The organism is Chelativorans sp. AA-79 (assembly GCF_029457495.1).
Classification (GTDB): Bacteria; Pseudomonadota; Alphaproteobacteria; order Rhizobiales; family Rhizobiaceae; genus Chelativorans.
Genome location: NZ_CP120363.1, coordinates 128,926 through 148,220, shown reverse-complemented (window position 1 = coordinate 148,220; position 19,295 = coordinate 128,926). Strand labels below are relative to the sequence as shown.

The 19,295-nt window shown below is 61.7% G+C and carries 19 protein-coding genes; 3 read left to right on the top strand and 16 right to left on the bottom strand.

Going from position 1 to position 19,295, the window contains the following annotated elements:
- Nucleotides 1-45: 45 nt before the first annotated feature.
- From PVE73_RS27850 to PVE73_RS27835, 4 genes are all read right to left on the bottom strand, one after another.
- A complete protein-coding gene (locus PVE73_RS27850; RefSeq protein WP_277367807.1) occupies nt 46-945 on the bottom strand; it encodes an SDR family oxidoreductase in 900 nt (299 codons plus the stop codon).
- A gap of 153 nt (nt 946-1,098) precedes the next feature.
- A complete protein-coding gene (locus tag PVE73_RS27845; protein ID WP_277364871.1) occupies nt 1,099-2,298 on the bottom strand; it encodes an IS256 family transposase in 1,200 nt (399 codons plus the stop codon).
- 265 nt (nt 2,299-2,563) lie between these two features.
- A complete protein-coding gene (locus PVE73_RS27840; protein WP_277367806.1) occupies nt 2,564-2,863 on the bottom strand; it encodes a hypothetical protein in 300 nt (99 codons plus the stop codon).
- 174 nt (nt 2,864-3,037) lie between these two features.
- Nucleotides 3,038-3,469, bottom strand: a complete 432-nt coding sequence (locus PVE73_RS27835; protein WP_277367805.1) for a DUF4158 domain-containing protein — start codon at nt 3,467-3,469, stop codon at nt 3,038-3,040.
- Nucleotides 3,470-3,705: 236 nt separating this feature from the next.
- On the opposite strand from PVE73_RS27835, the gene PVE73_RS27830 reads away from it, so the two are divergent.
- Nucleotides 3,706-4,701, top strand: coding sequence for a formylglycine-generating enzyme family protein (locus tag PVE73_RS27830; protein WP_277367804.1), 996 nt, complete (start codon nt 3,706-3,708; stop codon nt 4,699-4,701).
- Here the strand turns inward: PVE73_RS27830 and PVE73_RS27825 are convergent.
- The 11 genes from PVE73_RS27825 to PVE73_RS27775 form a co-directional block, all read right to left on the bottom strand.
- Nucleotides 4,698-5,060: a hypothetical protein gene (locus PVE73_RS27825; RefSeq protein ID WP_277367803.1), complete on the bottom strand. Its 363-nt coding sequence runs from the start codon at nt 5,058-5,060 to the stop codon at nt 4,698-4,700. The genes PVE73_RS27830 and PVE73_RS27825 overlap by 4 nt on opposite strands.
- A gap of 364 nt (nt 5,061-5,424) precedes the next feature.
- Entirely contained in the window at nt 5,425-5,847 is a 423-nt protein-coding gene (locus PVE73_RS27820) for an SUMF1/EgtB/PvdO family nonheme iron enzyme (protein WP_277367968.1), read from the bottom strand.
- 195 nt (nt 5,848-6,042) lie between these two features.
- On the bottom strand, nt 6,043-7,632 hold the full coding sequence (locus PVE73_RS27815; RefSeq protein WP_277367802.1) for an IS66 family transposase: 1,590 nt from the start codon (nt 7,630-7,632) through the stop codon (nt 6,043-6,045).
- A gap of 72 nt (nt 7,633-7,704) precedes the next feature.
- Entirely contained in the window at nt 7,705-8,049 is a 345-nt protein-coding gene (gene tnpB, locus PVE73_RS27810; RefSeq protein WP_186400869.1) for an IS66 family insertion sequence element accessory protein TnpB, read from the bottom strand.
- Nucleotides 8,046-8,318, bottom strand: a complete 273-nt coding sequence (locus PVE73_RS27805; protein ID WP_277367801.1) for a transposase — start codon at nt 8,316-8,318, stop codon at nt 8,046-8,048. Before PVE73_RS27805 ends, tnpB (PVE73_RS27810) begins: the two co-directional genes overlap by 4 nt.
- 101 nt (nt 8,319-8,419) lie before the next feature.
- Nucleotides 8,420-9,286 (bottom strand): TniQ family protein, encoded by an 867-nt coding sequence (locus tag PVE73_RS27800; protein ID WP_080919223.1) that lies wholly within the window; start codon nt 9,284-9,286, stop codon nt 8,420-8,422.
- Entirely contained in the window at nt 9,283-10,164 is an 882-nt protein-coding gene (locus PVE73_RS27795) for a TniB family NTP-binding protein (protein WP_080919224.1), read from the bottom strand. The genes PVE73_RS27800 and PVE73_RS27795 overlap by 4 nt, the downstream gene beginning before the upstream one ends.
- 13 nt (nt 10,165-10,177) lie before the next feature.
- Nucleotides 10,178-11,791 (bottom strand): Mu transposase C-terminal domain-containing protein, encoded by a 1,614-nt coding sequence (locus PVE73_RS27790; RefSeq protein ID WP_184702833.1) that lies wholly within the window; start codon nt 11,789-11,791, stop codon nt 10,178-10,180.
- A gap of 118 nt (nt 11,792-11,909) precedes the next feature.
- Nucleotides 11,910-13,139 carry an IS66 family transposase gene (locus PVE73_RS27785; protein WP_277367800.1) on the bottom strand — a complete coding sequence of 410 codons (1,230 nt, stop codon included), beginning with the start codon at nt 13,137-13,139 and terminating at the stop codon, nt 11,910-11,912.
- A gap of 105 nt (nt 13,140-13,244) precedes the next feature.
- A complete protein-coding gene (gene tnpB, locus PVE73_RS27780) occupies nt 13,245-13,598 on the bottom strand; it encodes an IS66 family insertion sequence element accessory protein TnpB (RefSeq protein ID WP_277367799.1) in 354 nt (117 codons plus the stop codon).
- Nucleotides 13,595-14,026, bottom strand: coding sequence for a transposase (locus tag PVE73_RS27775; RefSeq protein WP_277367798.1), 432 nt, complete (start codon nt 14,024-14,026; stop codon nt 13,595-13,597). The genes tnpB (PVE73_RS27780) and PVE73_RS27775 overlap by 4 nt, the downstream gene beginning before the upstream one ends.
- A gap of 187 nt (nt 14,027-14,213) precedes the next feature.
- On the opposite strand from PVE73_RS27775, the gene PVE73_RS27770 reads away from it, so the two are divergent.
- Nucleotides 14,214-16,265, top strand: a complete 2,052-nt coding sequence (locus tag PVE73_RS27770) for an AAA family ATPase (protein WP_277367797.1) — start codon at nt 14,214-14,216, stop codon at nt 16,263-16,265.
- Nucleotides 16,266-16,330: 65 nt separating this feature from the next.
- Here the strand turns inward: PVE73_RS27770 and sbcD are convergent, their stop codons facing one another.
- Entirely contained in the window at nt 16,331-18,211 is a 1,881-nt protein-coding gene (gene sbcD, locus PVE73_RS27765; RefSeq protein WP_277367796.1) for an exonuclease subunit SbcD, read from the bottom strand.
- A 631-nt stretch (nt 18,212-18,842) separates the two neighbouring features.
- Between sbcD and PVE73_RS27760 the strand changes: the two genes are divergently transcribed.
- Entirely contained in the window at nt 18,843-19,163 is a 321-nt protein-coding gene (locus PVE73_RS27760) for a DUF736 family protein (RefSeq protein ID WP_277367795.1), read from the top strand.
- The last annotated feature ends 132 nt before the right edge of the window (nt 19,164-19,295 follow it).

The following is a 19,295-nucleotide window of genomic DNA, read 5'->3' as shown; positions in this document are numbered from 1 at the left end:
CAAGGCTCGAGATAGCGAGCCTCGCAGGATTTTGCGTCCAGGCTCTTAGGCGGCGCCCGGCTCCAGCAAAGACGCGGCGTTCTTGCGGAGGAAATCGCGCACGCTGGCAGGCGCTTTGCCGGTGAGATCTTTCACAGCACTGGTGCTGACGGCCATATGGCCTTTTGCGATTGCTTCGTCAAAGGACGCGAAGGCTTCGGCCATGGCCGGCGGCAATCCGTTGGCGATCATCCCGGAACGAAGGTCATCCACGGTAATTGGGACATAGGCGATCGCCTTGCCCGACAGGTCCGACAGGATCGCGGCGAGATCGGCCTGTGAGATGAGGTCTGGACCGGTGACATCATAGGTGTTTGTTTCCGTTTCGTGCATCAAAGCGGCCGCTGCCGCCCTCGCGCAATCTTCGCGGGTGACATAGCCCGCTCGCCCCTGGCCAGTGGCGGCAAACAGTTGGCCCGATCTAATGGCTTGCGGTGCACTCATCAGGAACAGATCGGCGTAGAGGTTGTTGCGCAGGATGGTGTGTGGGATGCCGCTTTCAACCAAAAGAGCCTCGGTTTCCCGGTGGTCAACGGCAAATGTGATTGGCGAGTCCGCGCCCGGGTTGGTAAGCGAAGTATAGACGATATGCTCAACACGAGCGGCCACCGCGGCCTCGATGGCTCCACTGTGAGCATCCAGACGCTTTCCCGGCTCCAGATCGTCGGTACTGATGATCAACAGCCGCTTGGCCCCGGCGAAAGCATCCTTCAGGCCCGCCGGATTAGTGAAATCGGCGCTGCGCACCTCGACACCTTGCGCGGGCAGTCGCGACAGTTTGTCCGCTGACCGCGTCGTGGCGATCACCGGCCGGGCTCCCGCCTGCAGCAGCAACTCCACAACCCGACCGCCCAGCTGGCCCGACGCCCCGGTGACCAGGAACGGACCGTTCTGCATTGCTGTCATGATCTTGCTCCTCTAGGTTCAAATTTCAATTCGTATCGCATAAGCCAAAACCGCATTGCGAATTCGACCGTGCCAATCAACACAGATCGTGTCCCACGACGTGGTGTAGCTGGCGGCATTGGTGGGCCGCGCTCTCCGGCTTAGCCGGGCTGATCAGCGCGCCACTGCTGGCAGGCTGATGAGGGGATCATCGCTCAACTGGCCGACGCTTTCCAGCGTCATGTAGCGGGCGCGCTGGACGGCCCATTCGTCGTTCTGTTCGAGCAGCAAGGCGCCAACGAGGCGGACGATGGCGTCGTCGTTGGGGAAGATGCCGACCACGTCGGTGCGCCGCTTGATCTCGCCGTTGAGCCGCTCGATCGGGTTCGTGCTGTGAAGCTTGGCCCGATGCTCCTTCGGGAAGGTCATGTAGGCGAGCACGTCCGGCTCGGCGTCGTCCAGGATGGCGGCGAGCTTGGGCACCTTGGGCCGGATCTGGTCGGCGACGGCCCGCCACTGGACGCTGGCGGCTTCCGGCGTCTCCTGGGCGAAGGCAGTGGCGATGAAGGCCGAGACGACGCGCCGGCCGCTCTTGCCGGCATGGGCCAGCACATTGCGCATGAAGTGGACGCGGCAGCGTTGCCAGGTGGCGGAGAGGACCTTGGTGACGGCGGCCTTGAGGCCTTCATGGGCATCGGACACGACCAGCTTCACGCCGCGCAGCCCGCGGCGCGTCAGCTTGCGCAGGAACTCGGTCCAGATCGGCTCGGCCTCGGACGTGCCGATCTCCATGCCCAGCACCTCGCGCCGGCCGTCGCTGTTGACGCCGACCGCGATGATCACCGCTACGGAGACGATGCGCCCGCCGCGACGGACCTTGAGGTAGGTCGCGTCGATCCACAAATAGGGCCAGTCGCCTTCGATCGGGCGATCGAGGAAGGCCTTCACCTTGCCGTCGATCTCCTCGCAGAGCCGCGACACCTGGCTCTTGGAGATGCCGCTCATGCCCATGGCCTTGACCAGGTCGTCGACCGAGCGCGTCGAGATGCCCTGGACGTATGCCTCTTGGATCACTGCCGTCAGCGCCTTCTCGGCCATGCGGCGCGGTTCCAGGAAGCCCGGGAAGTAGGTGCCCTTCCTGAGCTTCGGGATGCGCAGCTCGACGGTTCCGGCGCGCGTCTCCCAGTCCCGGTCGCGATAGCCGTTGCGCTGGGCCGTCCGGAGCGGCGACTTCTCGCCCCAGGCGGCGCCGGTGGCCGCGCCCACCTCCATCTCCATCAGCTTCTCGGCCGCAAAGCCGATCATCTCGCGCAGCAGATCGGCATCCGCGCTCTTCTCCACGAGCGCGCGCAGGTTCATCATGTCGTCGGTCATCGGTGGTCCTTTCGGAGAGGGGTTGGTGTCGACAACCAGACCCTACCGGAAAGCGCCGATGACCACCGCGCTACCGAGCTACACCACGTCCGGGGACGTCACCGGTTGCAGACCGGTTAACCGGCGTTAGCCCTCTTTCTGTTGACACGACTCGGCCCCTTCGCCAGCCTGTAACGGCGACTGGCGAGAAATCGGATGAATATCCGTATTTCCCGTTGCCGCCTCGGCAATATCGGCCAGAAGCCGGTCCTTGCCAACAACGCGTTCAACGTGCGAGCGCCGCCGTTGTTCTGCGCTCGCCCGTCACCCCGATCTTGTGCACTGTCTCAAGCAGAAGACCGACCAGCCCATCGGTGAACTCCGCCTCGCGCGCCATCAGAAAAACCGCGTACTGCCCAGCCGACGCGCTTGCGCATGCCGCCGTATCTCCCAGGGCCGTCTCCTGCGCAACGCGGCGGCGAAACCGCTCAATGACTGGTGCGCCGACCTCCGTGAGGATGCCTCGCCGCAGCTCCAGCCGGCGCACGAACGACAGGCGGGCCGCGGCTTTAAGGGGGCTGTCCAAGGCGATCCGGCAGGATCGGCCTTTAGCGCGGAAAATCCGGCCGGTGCGTCTGGATTGCTCAGCGAGGCCTCCATCCGTTCGATTGATTCCGGCGCAAGGGATGCTGTAATCCGTGTCAGAAGCATTTCTTCGAAACGCCGTCTGGCCGAGCGGACCAGGCGCTGCGATGCGGATTTACTTGGCGGCTGAATCTTGCGGGCCCAGCAACCAGCGGTCGATCGGCTCAATCGTCGCCTCCAGCGCCGCACCGGATGGGCAGACCTCCGTTTCGAGCCAGTGCCGCAGCGCCTCGAGGTCAACCGCCTCAAGCGTTCCGGTCCCAAGAAAGTCCTGGATTTCCGCGCGGTGGCGCTGGCCATTGCGGCCTGACCAATCATAATCGGCCAGTTCCGCCACAGGGCGCCCAAGCTGATCGCCAAGGTAGCATCCTGCCGCATCGGGAACCTCTGCCGCCGATGCCGGAAACCGCCCCGCCAACTGGTAGAATTTCAACTGCGCCGCGAAGCCGAGCCGCAAAGTCTCCGATTTGGCCTTGATCCGCGCCAGCTCTTCAAACCCAAGGCTCCAATGTTCCGCGAGTTCCTGTCTGCTCCAGGTCCGGTCCATTGGCGCGCCCTCGTTTGAGTCCTCATCAGCGCCATCCTAACTCGGACCTTTAGCCGGTGTTGCTGGGATGTTCCGTGCGTTGTCGTTTTTCAACAGCTATGAGGTCACTGGGCCAAGATGGTGCCCTCGGAAGCAATGATCGACCTTTGCCTAGCCACTTGGCTGAGCTAAGCTCTTCCGATTCCCGGTCAGCTATCGAAAGGCGTTGATCTACGTATCGATCGAATGAGTAGCTCATGAACATTCCAATCAGCCACAGGAAGGAAACTGTCCGAGCGTACGCAACGGACACGAAGCGCAACTGCTGTGCTCTGCCGCAGCGGCATGTAAATGCCACGTCGGCAGAGCAGAAAGGTGGTACTTCCTCGTTTCCCCCCGGGCGACCCGCAAACGTAATCCGCGTTTGCGGTGGCAGGAGTTTTGTCGGGACGAATGCACCGAAAATACCTGAGGATGGGGAAGGGCCCGAGCGTGCCGTAGTACTTACCGATTTCGCACTGGAGGCCGAAACGGTAACCGTGAGACGGTTTGCTGAATTCATCGAGGCGACCGGCTATGTCACAGAGGCCGAGCGTTTCGGTTGGTCGGCTGTGTTTTTTGGCGACGCCGATCATCTCAAGGCGGCCCGAGCTGCCGGAGCAGAACTGCCATGGTGGCATCGGGTGGACGGTGCTTGCTGGCGACAACCTGAAGGACCGGGAAGTTGCGTCGACGAACGCCAGGATCATCCAGTGACACAAGTCTCATGGAACGACGCCATTGCTTTTGCCACCTGGGTTGGCGGGCGCTTGCCGAGCGAAGCTGAATGGGAACATGCGGCGCGGGGTGGGAGCCTGCGCCGGCGCTTCCCCTGGGGAGACAAGGAGCCGGATGACACGACCATTTTTTGTAATATCTGGCAGGGCCGATTTCCTGAAGCAAATACCGTCTGTGATGGTTATGAGCGCACCGCGCCAGTCAGGAGTTTTGAGCCCAATGACTTGGGATTCTACAACATGTGCGGCAATGTCTGGGAATGGACGAAAGATGCTTTCCGGCTGCGTTCAATATCCAGGCGCGCCAAGGAACGCAATGCGCAGGCACTTGCCCGTTCGGAAAAGGTTCTGAAAGGCGGCTCTTTCCTTTGCCATGCGAGTTACTGCTATCGCTATCGGATCGCCGCCCGTATGGCACTCTCGCCCGACAGCGCGGCCAGCAATGTGGGTTTCAGAGTAACCTACGAAGTCCGTTAGCGGGCGGATAGAGAAGGAGGTAAACTGGCCCTCCTCGCGTGGGGCGTCACAGCTTCTGGTCGTAAGCGCTCGCGAGCAGGATAAGCATAAGGTGGGGACCGCGGTGTCCCGCGTTTGAAGGGGCTGGCGATCAGCCTGCGCGATCGATCTGATATAAGCAGCCTGGTGCCGGGCGAGACAAATTCACCGGCGTCAACGAAGGTGCTGTCGATCACGCCGTCGAAGTTCGCTCGGATTTCGCGCTTCGCCAGGTCGATGCGCTTCTGTTCGATCTGCGCGGTCAATGATTCGATCTGTGCGTCAAGCGTGGCGATCTGTCGTTCAAGCACGCCGATCTGGGCCTCCTCCGCCTCGACCACCTGCTGCGCCGCGCGAACTACCCGTTGGCGCCGATCATTATCGGCATGATTCTTGGTCCTGTCCTGGAGAACAACTTCCGCAGGTCGCTGCTGATCTCCCGAGACGGCCTGCAGATTTTCGTCGATCGCCGATCAGCGCGACGATCATGGCCATTGTCGCGTTGCCGCTGTTTATGTCGTGTTCACGATTGTTCCCGGATCCTTCGTCAATTCCTGTTCGGTGCGCGCGTCCGGACGCTTACCCTGGCGATAGGCCCGTATTGCCTCTAGGCACATGATTGTGCCGGTTTCCGCCCTGGGCTCGAGCGGCTGGATGAGCGGTCCCGCAAGCCTCGGCGGTATGGATTCGGTCGGCTTTGTGGAGTCATCGATGACGTCGGGAGGCGGCCACATCATCAGAGCCCTGGTCCAAGGCAACTCGGTGCCGGTCGAACTGTCGGGGTCGTCCGGGTGCGTGAGTGGACGTGATATCGGTCGCAGTAGCTGACGTGACAGAGATAGGATCCGCCGCGCCGGACACAGGCGACGCCCTGCAAGGAGCCGGACGATCGCGCAGGGGGAACGGACACGGCGGATGCGGCGCGTAAAGATCGCGCGCCCATTCCCAGACGTTGCCGCAGGTATTGTAAAGCCCGAAGCCATCGGGCTGGAAGGCGGTGACGGTCGCGGTCACGAGAAAGCCGTCCTCTGCCGTGTTCTGGACCGGGAAGGGGCCCTGCCAAGTGTTCATCGCGGGTCGGCCGTTCGGGGTTGTTGCATTGCCCCAGCGAAACTTCTTACGGACCAGACCGCCGCGCGCTGCGAACTCCCACTATGCCTCGGTTCGGCAGGTCGAGCCCGGCTTTGTGCAGTACGCCAGCGCGTCGAAGCAGCAGACATGGACGACCGGCTGATCCTGGCGGCGCCGGCCGTGCCGGCGCCGGGATCCTCCGGCTGGACTAGCAGGACATTCGACCTTTCGTAAGCGCGAAGCTGAGGCCGTTCAGGTGCGGGTTGGATAGTTCCAAGGCATGAGGGCGTCTATGTCGTGATTGGGCCAGCCGGCTGCAAGGCGCTCGAGGGTGAGCTGCAGCCAGGCATGGGGATCGACGCCGTTGAGCTTCGCTGTCGTCAGCATAGTCGTGATGGTCGCCCACGTCTTGCCACCGCCGTCGGAACCGGCAAAGAGCGCGTTCTTTCTTGTGATGGCATGGGGCCGGATTGTCCGCTCGACGATGTTGGAGTCGATCTCGATGCGTCCGTCGGCGATGAAGCGCTCCAGCGCCGTTCGGCGACCGATGGCATAGCGGATCGCCTCGGCAAGCTTCGATTTTCCCGACAGGCGGGGCAACTCGCGTTCCCAGGCTGCGAAGAGATCGTGCACGATGGCGAGCGAACGTTCCTGGCGGACCGCGCAGCGCTGGTCGGGCCCTTGTCCGCGTATGTCCTCTTCGATCTGCCAGAGCGGCGCCATGGCCTCGACCGTGCGCGTGGCAAAGGGCGAACTCTCATTGGCATGAAGCTCGAAGAACTTCCGGCGGACATGGCTCCAGCACCCCGCGAGCATGACAGCGTCATTTGCGCCCTCGGCCTTGGCAAGCCGATTGTAGGCGGCATAGCCGTCAACCTGCAGAATGCCGCGATAGCCTGCCAGGTGACGCGCGACGCAATCACCGCCGCGGCTGTCCTCGAAGCGGTAGGCAACCATCGGCGGCGCGCTCCCGCCGAAGGGCGTGTCGTCGCGGGCATAGGCCCACAGCCATGCGGTCTTCACCTTGCCCGATCCAGGCGCCAGGGTCGGCAGCGTCGTCTCGTCGGCGAAGATGCGCTCGCCCTGCTTGATGCGGGCAAGGATGGCGTCGGCCAAGGGGTCGAGTTCGAAGCCGATACGGCCCATCCACTGGGCCATCAGCGAGCGATCGAGTTCGACCCCGTCGCGGGCATAGATGGCTTCCTGGCGATAGAGCGGCAGTCCGTCGGCATATTTGGCGACGGCGATCTGCGCCAGAAGTGCCTCGGTCGCAATGCCAGCTTCGATCAGGCAGGCCGGAGCCGGAGCCTGGATAACGCCGTCGCGGCCGCGATAGGCATATTTGGGCCGGCGCGTGACAATCACCCGGAACTTCGCCGGCGTGACGTCGAGGCGTTCGCTGACGTCCTCGCCGATTCTGACCCTCTCGAGCCCTTCGCAGCCGGCCGGAACCTCCGGCTCGATCACCACCTCGATCCGCTCCAGATGAGCCGCAAAGCCCTTGCGCAGTCGCGGCGGTCGGGAACGCTCGGCCCTGGTCTTGCTCTTGTCCTGTTCCGCCTGGATCGCCGCAAGCCCGGTTTCGATCTCGTCGAAGACGAAGGCCTGTTGCTCCTCATTCAGCGGATCGAGCCTGAGCTTCTCGGAGCGTTTGCCGTAGCGCGCCCGCTCCAGCATCCTGATGATCGATGTCAGCCGCTCGATGCGCTCGTCGGCAGTCGCATTGCGCGCCTTCAGGTCCGCGATCTCGGCGTCGGCCGCAGCCGATTTCTGCGCCATGGCGAGGATCATCGCCTTGAGCGCATCCACGTCATCGGGGAGATCTGCAGGAACCGGGGACATGGCCGAACAAAGCATATTCTGCCGCAAAATGCCTGCTCATTCGGCCCGCTGATTCACTCTGCCGCAGCGTGTTCAGCCGGCCGATTGCGGCCGCTTCACCAGCACCGGGCGAACCCTTTTCCAGTCCAGCCCGTCGACTAATGCCAGCAGTTGCGCCTGATTGAGTTGCACCCGGCTGTGACCGATCCGCGGCCAGCAGAACTGCGCCTTCTCCAGTCGCTTGGCAAAGAGGCAAAGTCCGCTGCCGTCCCACCAGACGATCTTGATCCTGTCGGCCCGCTTGGCGCGGAAGACATAGAGAGCCCCGTTGAAGGGATCGGCACCAGCATCGCGAACCAGCGCCATCAAGCCGTCCGGCCCCTTGCGGAAGTCGACCGGGTGGCTCGCCAGGAACACCTTCGTGCCGCTCGGAATCATGCCGATCGCAGCGCCCGGATCACCCGCCGCAAATGCGCTTCCGGCACGTCCGACCCGACGCGCACCACCGCACCTTCCAGGACGATCTCGATCATGGAAGACCCGGCGGTGTCGACCTCGACGAAACGCGGACCTCCCTCAGTCTCGGGCGGGGTCACGGTTCCGTTGCGGATCGCCTGGCGGCGCCAGCCGAACAGCTGCGACGGCGCGATGCCTTCCCGCCGCGCGATCGCCGAGACATTCGTCCCCGGCACCAATGTCTCGGCCACGAGCCGAACCTTGAAAGCTGTCGCTTGGCATTTAAATGCAAGAATGCGGTGGTTTTGCCCGGGTTAGGCACTTAATCGTGAGAATTCCTGCAGCCAGATTCTCAAATTAACTGCATTTGCCTAGAAGCTCGCAGCGTGCCGGCTTGAGCTATCATGTTCTCTGCGGCGTCAGAGAATCGGGCCCGGTTGTCGCCCATCATGTGCCCACGCAGCATCCGGAGCATTTCCGGGCCGGCGCGCTCGACGATGGCAACGCCGGCCAGCAGAGCCGGCCGCATATCGAGCGGCAGGATCGGCTTTGCAGGTGTGGGCAGATTCTGCAATTGCTCGGCAACGACATGGTCGAGATCGGGAATGATGGCGCCGAGCACCCGGTAGCGCCAAAGCTCGTGCTCGCGCGGTAGGGGCCAGATCACTCGCCGCATCAACAGAAGCCGGGCGATTTCGGTCGCCGATGTCCAGGTTCGAATGCCGCGTTCGGCTTCGTCGTCGAGCAGCTTTTCACCCCGCAGAGCCGCACGGTGATTTTGCCGGAAAGGGGAGCGAAGTTCACCTTTTCCGAACCCTCGTAGTAGTGTTCCGCAATGTACGCAGGTAATCCGCCACCCCAGCAGCTGGTTTCGCAGGATTGGCGCTGGTTCCGCGCTACCGGGGCTGCAACGTGCACAGGTCTGTGCCGGCCTCGCGGCGATTAGTCGATGCGACGACTTCGGCACATTGATGAAGGTCATTCGACGTAAAACAGCCGGTTTGGCGGCGAAAATACTGGCGAGGCGGACTTCCTGATCGCCGCTCAGATGGAGATCGACTGCTCGCAATGAGGAGGCCTCCGGCAGGCAATGCTGGAGCATGACGAGCGGCGGAACCGCGTAGAAGGCGGCATGGCGACTGATCCAAGACGACAGAAGCTCGTCAGGGTAGGGCGGCAATCTCACTGGCAACTGCCGTGGCGGCGCGGTCTCCGTCATGCGAACGCCGCCTCGGCCTCGAACTCCGGCTCCCAGTTTTCGACAGATTCGTCTGCAATATGCTCTTGGCCGCGTTCGATGGCGTCAACCGCGAGGTCGTTGATCATGTGGAAGATGCTGGCGGTGATGCCCTCGGTTATCTGCAGAATCCGTCGCAGTGATTTCGGCGTGAGCACCGAGGGTCGACGCAGCGGCGTATTGCGCAGGATCGATGCCACCAGCGTCTCGAACTGCTCGTTCGCCGCCCACCTGCTCAAGGTGAACTGCTCAAACCGGCGTGCAAGCTGGACGTCGCCACCGATCGCCTCGCGCGCCTCGTTAACGCCGAAGCAGACCAGGGAGATCTGCAGACGATTGCTGAGGAAACGCAGCGTGTTCAGGACAATGCGCTGCTCGCGATAAGATCCGGCGAGAATGTTGTGCACCTCGTCGATCACCAGCACCTGCACACCGATGGCCTCCATGATGCGTAGCGCCGCTTGCTCCATCTGGGCGATATCGGCGCGTGGCCTCTGTGGTGCGCCGAGAAGGGTGAGCAGTTCGGCGTAGAACCGCCGCTCGCCGGGCCGGCTCGTCATCTCCATGGCCAGAACGGGCGTCTTCAGCGTACCCGTCACCGGGTTGAAGCACGGCGGGTGTTCGTCCCGGAACCGCTTCATGATCATGGTCTTGCCCATGCCACTGTCGCCATAGATCGCGACAGAAGGCATGCGTGTGCCGCGTGGATGGTCGAGAAGCCGGCTCAGCCGATCGAGCGCCTGCTTGGCGCGTGGGTAGAGCACCCATCGGCGCGATCGTATCGCGCGAATGCGCCGCTCGTCCGTTTCGGCAAGCAGTGCGCCGGCGCCGGCGGTCAGGTGGGAGATTTGATCGCTCATGTTTCACTCCAGCTCAATCTGTATCCTCAACAAAGGGTACAGGTTTGCTGGAGTCGACGCCGCGGAGCGAGCCCAATCCCCGATCATCCACCTTCGATTTCGAAGAAGCCTTCCCGCGTCGCGCAGCCGCCGTCTTATTGGTTGCCGCCTCGACCAATTCCCGCTGCGCGACGGCGGTGCGGACGATGGCGCGGGTGTCGACTTCGCGACGGCCCTTCGCACGTAAGGTACGCCGGGCGGTTAGTGCCTCGTGTAGCGTTATCGAGGGCAGGGTCACGTCGGCATAACGGGCCTCAACGAAGTTTCCCGATGGCCGCCGGACGAAGATGCGCGCCATGTCGCGCGGATCATATTTTACGAGTAGGCGCCGGTCAGAACGTCCGACGTCGGCGCTCAATGCCGGCGACCAGTAGCGCAGTTTGAACAGATGAATCCCGTCAGGCATCAACGTCCGCTCCTGCTCCGGCAGGAACGTCAGCCAGAAGCGCATTCGATCTTGCGGCAACCGAAGCGGGATTTCGCCCTCGTGCTCCCGCCACACCGCGATCGGCGGTCGACCCAGACTGCTGTGGATCGATTGATGATAAGCGCCGACAATGTCGAGAGCGATGTAGCGCTCGAGCTCCCTCAGAGTCAGTGCCGCATGTCGCTTCGAGTCATAGGCGCCCAACTCCTGTTCGTTGCTGAACGTTGTTCCGGGCAGGAGATGCAGCCTGCCCATCTGAGTGCCGATCAGGCGCTCGATATGACCGCCGAAACGCGGCTCACCGGGTGGCCGCCACTCGATCGCGATGCCCGCGTCCTGGCACCCTCGCTTGAAGGCCCGGCTTCGGAAGTCGGCACCATTGTCAACATGCACCATGTCCGGCAGACCGGCGACGGGCCAGGACTCCGTTATCTCGCGCTCCCGCAGCCATGCCGATTTGTCGAAGACGGAGTGTAGCAGGCACATGCTGGTGGACAGGCGGGACGGCGCCTCCATCGTGAGATAAAAGCCGGTCACCATCCGGCTGCAGACATCCATCGCCAGCGTCAGCCATGGCCGTCCGATCGGCTGCCGCGTCTCCTCGTCAACGACAAAGATGTCTGCCTTGGTATGGTCGATCTGGACCACTGCCAGGGGACGGGAGACTTCGAATGATCCGGGGACGGCCGTTGTCGCCTTGACGATTTTCTGTTCGCCACGCCGATTTGCGCGCTTCTGCAGGTCGATGTCCTTCACGCGGGCGACGATCGTTCGGCGATGTGGCGGCTTCAGCCCGACCGAAATGCAGTTCGTCTGCACGTCCCGCACCAACTGCGAGATCGTCGGTCGGGTCCGCTTCAAGTAGAACTTTTTGATAGTCTTGCTAACGATCTCCTCCCGTTTCTCGTCCAGCGTACGATGACCCACAGGCCGTCCACGCTTGCGATCGACAAGAGACAGAACGGTCCCGCCGACGCGGAACAGCTTGATCAGCCGGTAGGCCGTCGCCTGACTCACATTCATCCCGGCAGCGAGCCCCGAAACGTTTGCCGCGGTCGCACCGTCAGGATTGCGCCTCAGGAATTCACGGAGCGCATCTGCCCTTCGGCAAGCTTCATCCCAAAGCGCTTCGTCGATCTCATCAGGGATCCGATCTCTCATGGCAGGCTCGCGAGGAAAACATCACGAGTCTCATTCTCACATTAAGTGACAAAAGCCAATGCGCATTATCGAATTAACTGCCCATTCGCAAATTAAGTGCTGGCGTAAGCATCTGAAATCATTGAAGCATGATTCTCATCATTAAGTGCCGAGCGACACCCGAGGAGATCATCGACAATTGCTTTTCAAACCACGGCTTCAAGGCGGCGATGATCGGGGAAGAGTGCTGCTGTCGCGCGGCGAGCCGAGCTTGTGGCGTCATGCCGCGCACCGTCGCCTCGACGGCGTAGAGCATGGCGATCTGGCGCACGGCGGCTTCGGTGATCGGGGACTTGGTGTTGCGCGCCAGCTTCACAAAACGTCGGCGCAAATGGGCCCAGCAATGGACGAGTTTCCACGGTCCTTGCGGCCGTTCCAGGCGCGTCAGCCGATCATAGCCCTCATAGGCGTCAACCTGCAGGAACTGTCCGCCGAAGCCTTGGAGGAACCGTTCGGCATGCTCGCCGCCGCGCCCGGGTGCATAGTGGAACAGCACGATGGGCGGACCTTGGCCACCATGACCGCGATCATCGCAAGCGATCGCCCAGAAGAAGCCCTTCTTGACCTTGCCGCGCCCGGGGTCGAGCACCGGCGCCGTGGTCTCGTCCATGAACAGACGATCCGCGCCAGCCAGATGCCAGCGCATGTGGCTGGCGATGGGCTTGAGATGGAAGCAGGCCCGGCCAACCCAATTGCCCAGTGTCGCGCGATCCAGTTGGAGGCCCTGGCGAGCATAGATCTCGGCCTGCCGGTAGAATGGCAAGTGATCACCGAACTTGGCGACGATGACCTTGGCGATTAGCGCCTCGGTCGGCAGTCCGCCTGGCACCACATGCTCGGGCGCATGCGCCTGCACAACCGCGCCCGAGCAGCGGCGGCAAGCGTATTTCGGGCGGCGGGTGACCAGAACGCGCAACTGCGCCGGAACCACGTCCAGCCGTTCGCTCACGTCCTCGCCGATCCTGGCCATCTCGCCGCAGCCGCACGGACACAGCGTGCTCTCGGGTTCGATGATCCGCTCCACCCGCGGCAGATGGGCAGGCAGGTGGCCGCGGTTGCGCCGGTGAGAACCGGACGTGCCGGCGGAACGGCCCTGGATGATCCGCTGCGCCTTTTCCTGCGCGGCATCGAGCACGCCCTGCGCGATCTCCACGTCTTCGAGCGGCAGATGGTATTGGTCGGGATGCAGCTTCTCGGACTTGGCGCCGAACTTCTCGTGGTTCAGTTGACCGACGATGGTCTCCAGGCGACGGCGTGCCTCTTCGGATTCAGCCAAAGCGGCTTGCGCCTCGGCGAGGAGCGCCTTCAAATGCTCGTTCTCTTCCTGAAGGACCATCAGATTCATGCGCTAAATCAAGCACATGAGCGCCGATAACGCCACCGGTGACTACACGCCTGAGTCACTGTGCCACATTCATCCGGCAAGCTTCGGGCGCCGCACCCTCTCGGGGCGGACCAGTCGCCAATCCAGCCCTTCGAACAGGGCCGCAAACATCGCCGGCGATATGCGCATCACGCCGTCGCGAACCTGCGGCCACACGAACTTCGAACCCTCGAGCCGCTTGTAAACGAGCACAAGTCCAGTGCCGTCCCAGACCAGAATCTTGATCCGGTCAGCCCTTTTGGCCCGGAAGACGAAGGCCGCGCCAACAAAAGGATCCAGGCAAAGCATCTCCTGCACCGCCGCCGCCAGCCCGTCCATGCCGCGACGGAAGTCGACCGGATGGGTCGCCATGTAGATCTTCAGATCGGCGCCTGGTGCAATCATCGCGAGGCACGCACCGCACGGATCACCTGCGGCAGGTGCTCAAGATCAACCGTCGTTCGGATCACCATGTCGTCGATCATGATCTCCACCTTCGCCGGCGTCGATTTCGGTGGCCTCATCGTCCGCTGAGGCGCCGATGCTTCTTCCACCATCAGCGGCGCGAACATCGGCGCCATGCTTTCCGGCAGCGCCAGTCGTCCCTGACGAAGACGACGTCGCCAATCATAAACCTGCCAGCGAGTGACGCCATGCTTGCGAGCGACCGCCGTCACCTGCATCCCCGGCATCAGGCTCTCGGCCGCAATCCGGGCTTTGTCGGTCTCCGAGCGAACCCGCCGTCCCGTTGGACCTTCCAGAACCTCGACCCGGCCTGCGTAGCCAGTTGTCGGGACGTCCAAATGGACGTCCATTTTGCCGTCTGCTCCCACCTGACCCTCCGTCTCTCGCGATCAGGGGGATTCTTGGCACATTCACCTCATGCGCCGCACGAGGGGAGCGGCGTGGCGCTTACAGCTAAAGCTGGATCTGCAACATTGCTACGGAATTCGGAAGCTCGAGCACGCCTTCGACTTCAAGAAATGCAATGCCGTAGCCCTATACGCCCCGAACGGCGCCATGAAGTCCTCGCTTGCGAAGACATTCCAAGACATCGCGGACAAGAAAACGTCGTCGGATCGGATGTTCCCAGATCGCCCGACGAAACGATCGGTGCTCGATGAGAACGACGCCGAACTCGACCCGGAGTTGGTGTTCATTATTCGGCCTTACGATGAGGATTTCGGTAGCAGTGAAAAAACCTCGACCCTCCTCGTAAATGCAGCCCTTCGAAAAGAGCATGAGAAGCTCAACGAGGGTATCGACCATGCGAAGAAGACGCTGCTCGCTGCATTGAAGGATCGGTCAGGCTCGAAAAAAGACCTGGCTGCTGAGATATCAGCCACTTTTACCAAGACCTCCGAACAGTTCCTACTCGCAATCACTCGCATCGCCGACGAGGTGGGCGAGCAATCAGAAGCACCCTTCGCTGAGATTCCCTATGATCTCGTCTTCGACGCCAAGGTTGTCGAGATGCTCCAGCAGGAGCAGGTGCGCGAAGCTCTCGAGGACTACATCAAGCGCTTTAACGAGCTGATCGACCAGTCCATGTATTTCAAGCGCGGAACGTTCACCTACTATAATGCCGGCATCATTGCAAAAGCTCTCGCGGACAACGGTTTTTTCGATGCTGCGCATAGTGTGAGCCTGAATGCCGGTGAGAAGGTGGAGATCACCTCGAAGAAGCAGCTGGAGGAGCTGGTCAAGAATGAGAAGGAAGGCATCACTTTAGACGCCGATCTGCGCCAGAAATTCGATGCTGTCGAGAAGCTGCTCCACAAGAACGCCAATGTAAGGGAGTTCAACGCCTTCGTAGCTGACCATGAGGATGTCCTTCCTGCCCTGGCGAACGTGGCGGACTTCAAGGAGCAGGTCTGGAAGAGCTATTTCGTGAAGCATCGAGACGCCTTCGATCACCTGGTCCAGGAAATCCGCGCTGCGGCCGAAAGGAGGAAGGAAATCGAGGAAGCTGCTCGCAGCGAGCGGACAGCATGGCAGGAGGTCATTGAGATCTTCAACGAGCGGTTCTTCGTCCCGTTCGAGCTCAAGGTAAAGAACCTCGTATCCGTGGTGCTCAACGAGGACAAGATTCCCAAACTCGGCTTCACCTTCAAGGAAGGCGCAGACCGGAAGGAGGTCGAGAGGGACGCGCTTCTTGATGTCCTTAGCACCGGCGAACGCAGGGCGTTCTATATACTCAATATTATCTTCGAGATTGAGGCGCGGAGAAAGGCTGGTCAGAGAACTATCATCATCGTCGACGACGTTGCAGACTCATTCGATTACAAAAACAAATACGCGATTATCCAGTACCTCAAAGAAATCGCGGAAGACGAAAATTTCCGACAGATCATCCTCACGCACAACTTCGATTTCTTCAGGACGATTCAGAGCCGCTTCGTCAACTATAAATCTTGCTTCATGGTTGTGAGGAAGGAAGGCGGTATTGAGATCAACAATGCCGTCGGAATTAAGAACATTTTTGTGAACGATTGGAAAGTTCATTTCGGAGGTAACCCCAAAAAGCGAATTGCCTCGATACCTTTCATGCGAAATCTGGTCGAGTTCACTAAAGGCGAAGGCGATCCCGACTACATGACGCTGACCTCACTGCTTCATATCAAGGACGGAACCACCGGGATCGAGGACGCCGACCTGTTCGACATCTACCTGAGAATATTCGGTGTGGCTCCGGGGAACGCCGCCCCGTCGGGAGGCACCGTGCTCGATTTGGTCTATCAGGAGGCCGACGGCTGCCTACAAGACGGCAATACCGCCAACTTCGAGAACAAGATCGTGCTTTCGATTGCTACTCGCCTGCGTGCCGAGCAATACATGCTGGGGAGGGTCAACGACCCGAAGCTTCCTGGAGACATCACGGGAAATCAGACGACGGAGTTGCTGAAACGCTTTCGCAAAGACTTCCCTGGTGACGCCGCTATACCGACTATGGATCGGGTGGTCCTCATGACCCCGGAGAACATCCACCTGAACTCGTTCATGTATGAACCCATCCTGGATATGTCGGACGAGCACCTCCGCAAGATCTATGGCGATGTGAAGGCGCTCTGAGAGCAAACTTGTTAGCCAGATTAATGCTTCTTAGGCAACAGCCACGACATTCAACTCAGGCTGTGTCAGGCCACCTTCAACTTCACCTCGCTCGCTCCTCCACCAGTCTTCACCACTTCGACCTGCACTGGGATCCGGTCCTTCATCGCCTGCACATGGCTGATCACGCCGATGGTGCGACCCTGTGCCTGAAGGCGCTCTAGCGCATCGATCGCTAGATCTAGGCTGTCTGAATCGAGCGAGCCGAAACCTTCGTCGATGAAGAGCGTTCCCGCCAGCGCGCCATAGGTGCCCATGCTGGAAAGCGCCAGGGCGAGCGCGAGCGAGACAAGAAACCGCTCCCCGCCCGAAAGCGACCGGGTCGTGCGCCGGTCGCCGGCCATATCGAGATCGATGACATAGAGTGCGAGATCTGACGAGGCAACTTCAAGACGGTAGCGCGGCTTCAACTCCTGGAGGTGGAGGTTCGCTCGCTCCACAAGGAGCCCGAGCGTCATCGCCTGCGCGATCTGCGCGAAACGGTCGCCATTGGCCGCCCCAATCGCCTCATTGATCGCGAGCCAGGTTTCCGCGACGCCCCGCGCCGTGTCGATTTCCTGCTCCAGGTCCTTTAGCCGTTCTCGGGACTCGGCATCGGCCGACTGACGCTCGGCGAGCCGTCCGAGCTCCTCGCCGCGTCTCTCCATGGAGGCTTCGAGTGCCAACTTGCGGCTCTCCAGGTCTTCCCTGGGCCTCTCCGGGAAACCCTTCGCCTCGAGTGCCTTCAGCGCCTCCTGGCGTTCCCTCAGGGCGCCATCGGCGTTAGCTTTCTCAGTCTCCGCTTGCTTGATCCGCTCCCGGCAGGCTGCGATCTCGGCGTCTGTCGCCTGGTGGAGCTCGATGACCCTGGCAAAGGAGAGCCCGCCCGCGGCGCAAGCCTCGGTAAGCGTCGCCTCCGCGGCATCGCGGCGCGTCTCGGCTGAAGAGACGGCGTCCTCTGCCGCTTCGAGGCGGGTCTGAAGCCCGGTGAGTTTCGCGACCTCGGCGCCATGTTTCTGCTGCGCGTCCTCAAGGGCCGACTGCGCATCCTGCCGAGTTTTGTTGTGACGCGACCGATGGGTGTCGGTAGCCTCGCCGCCGAGAAGTGCCTTTCGCTCATCGAGCAGGGCAGCATAGGCCGCCTGGCGGCCATCACAATAGGTTGTCGCTTCCGCCTCCGCCTTCTCCTCGCCCGCAAGCTCGGCCGCGCGATGGGCGATCTGCGGGCCGAGATCTGTGAGGGTTTTCTGATCCTCGGCGATCTTGTCTCGAGATGACCTGAGCACCTCGGCGACCTGCCGCAGCTTCCTGAGCCGCTCTTCCGAATCCACCCCGAACGCGTCCGCCTTCTCCCTTATCGCAGACAGGATCGGGCCTATGTCTCCCGCGATCTCGGCTGCGGCCGTGACAATCTCTGTATGGAAGGCCCGAGCCGCCTCCACGATCGTCAGACCGTCCTCATTGTCGGCGAAGCTAACCCCGGTGAGATCGGCCGCGCGCAAGAAGGGAATTGCGAGAACGTAGAGCTCCGGCTCACCAGTGGGTCCCGGGACCGGGACCAGGTGCTCCTTCGCATCGACCGTGCCGCCCCGACGGCGGACCGTTCCGAACGTATGGATATCCAACCCTTCGAAGAGGTCCCCGGGAGCTTCGAGCCGCAGTGCGGGATCGTGGTTGCCGCCCGAGATCACGATGACCAAGCTCGGGCGTCGGCGCTTGAGATCGGCAAGTGCCCGGTAGAGGAGCCGCTGGCTCTCGCCCGACGGGTTCGTATTGTCGAAGACGTCGCCCGCGACGAGAAGGAGATCGATCTCCTCTTCTTCAACAATGTCCGCGAGCGCACGGAAGAAAACCTCGTGTTCGGCTTCGCGCGACCAGCCGTTCAAGGTTTGCCCGATATGCCAATCCGCCGTGTGAAGTGCCCGCATACGCACCTTTAGAAAGCGTGAACCTCGTGCACTTCGCCTCTACTATCCCTCCCTTACGATTGAAATCCAGCAAATCCGCTTTTCCACCCCCAAAAGTTTATTTGGCGCTGCAGAGAACGGGAAATCTCCGCCCTGAGCAAGTTCCAGGATCAAATCGAGAACCGGCGAGCGGTCGACATCGGGCGACAGCGGTCGTTGATGAGGCACGACGGGAACGATGGATCGGCGCTCGATCGCAGGCAAGGCCGCGGCGGGCTGCCGGTGACCAGGTGCGGGCCGGTCTTTCTTCTGTTGATCGCGCTGCCGGCGCCGTGGTGAGGCCGATCGGGTCAGACATGAAGCCGCTGAAAGCCGTCCATAGGCGCTGTTGGCCGCGGTGGGGTCAACCCGCGCATCAGCCGGGTTCACTCCGTGTTTGGTTCCGATCAATCGACTGAGGGACTATAAGGCCCGGCGAGCGGCGGCAACGCCGTCGTTCGTGAAAAACGGCTTTCACCGGCAAGCGGCGAACCTTCCGTTTTTCACGCCCGCCGTCGCCCTCCACTTCGTTCCGGCCCTGCGGGTGCAGACCGCTCTTCTTCCGGACCTTCTTGGCGTCCCCGTCGATAGATCAAATCACGGAGTGACCCCAATGACCGAGCTGACCAACTTCATCCGCTTCAACGAAGACGGCACGCTGAGCGGCAACATCGCAGCCCTGGATTTCGACTTCAACGTGATCGGCGAGACGCTCAACAGCGACAAGGAAGACGCGCCGGTTTACCGCCTCTTCGGCTACAGCCCCCGCGGCCGCAAGGTCGAGATCGGCGGCATCTGGAAGAAGCAGAGCAAGCAGGGCAACGGATACTTCCAGCTCACCGCCCACACGCCGAACCGGGTGTTCCGGGCCAACCTCGGCCGCTACCCCGGCCAGGACGACGAAAGCCTGATGGCCGTCATCCCCTGGAGCTGAGGCCAACAAGGCGCGGAGCGAGCAGCTCCGCGCCGCCCTCTAAAAGCAACACTTGCCATTCGCCGTGGCGAAACCTAGGGAGCGGGCAATGCGTTGGAGATTTGGCATAGATGCCCTGCGCTTTATCCAAAG

What these genes read in the sequence shown, in the direction of transcription:
- tnpB (WP_186400869.1), bottom strand. Translation starts at nt 8,049, where the DNA reads ATGATTCCGAGCGGCACGAAGGTGTTCCTGGCGAGCCACCCGGTCGAC.
- PVE73_RS27760 (WP_277367795.1), top strand. Translation starts at nt 18,843, where the DNA reads ATGACCGAGCTGACCAACTTCATCCGCTTCAACGAAGACGGCACGCTG.
- tnpB (WP_277367799.1), bottom strand. Translation starts at nt 13,598, where the DNA reads ATGATTGCACCAGGCGCCGATCTGAAGATCTACATGGCGACCCATCCG.
- PVE73_RS27815 (WP_277367802.1), bottom strand. Translation starts at nt 7,632, where the DNA reads ATGTCCCCGGTTCCTGCAGATCTCCCCGATGACGTGGATGCGCTCAAG.
- PVE73_RS27795 (WP_080919224.1), bottom strand. Translation starts at nt 10,164, where the DNA reads ATGAGCGATCAAATCTCCCACCTGACCGCCGGCGCCGGCGCACTGCTT.
- PVE73_RS27835 (WP_277367805.1), bottom strand. Translation starts at nt 3,469, where the DNA reads ATGGACCGGACCTGGAGCAGACAGGAACTCGCGGAACATTGGAGCCTT.
- sbcD (WP_277367796.1), bottom strand. Translation starts at nt 18,211, where the DNA reads ATGCGGGCACTTCACACGGCGGATTGGCATATCGGGCAAACCTTGAAC.
- PVE73_RS27800 (WP_080919223.1), bottom strand. Translation starts at nt 9,286, where the DNA reads ATGACGGAGACCGCGCCGCCACGGCAGTTGCCAGTGAGATTGCCGCCC.
- PVE73_RS27790 (WP_184702833.1), bottom strand. Translation starts at nt 11,791, where the DNA reads ATGAGAGATCGGATCCCTGATGAGATCGACGAAGCGCTTTGGGATGAA.
- PVE73_RS27850 (WP_277367807.1), bottom strand. Translation starts at nt 945, where the DNA reads ATGACAGCAATGCAGAACGGTCCGTTCCTGGTCACCGGGGCGTCGGGC.
- PVE73_RS27845 (WP_277364871.1), bottom strand. Translation starts at nt 2,298, where the DNA reads ATGACCGACGACATGATGAACCTGCGCGCGCTCGTGGAGAAGAGCGCG.
- PVE73_RS27830 (WP_277367804.1), top strand. Translation starts at nt 3,706, where the DNA reads ATGAACATTCCAATCAGCCACAGGAAGGAAACTGTCCGAGCGTACGCA.
- PVE73_RS27770 (WP_277367797.1), top strand. Translation starts at nt 14,214, where the DNA reads ATGAAGTCCTCGCTTGCGAAGACATTCCAAGACATCGCGGACAAGAAA.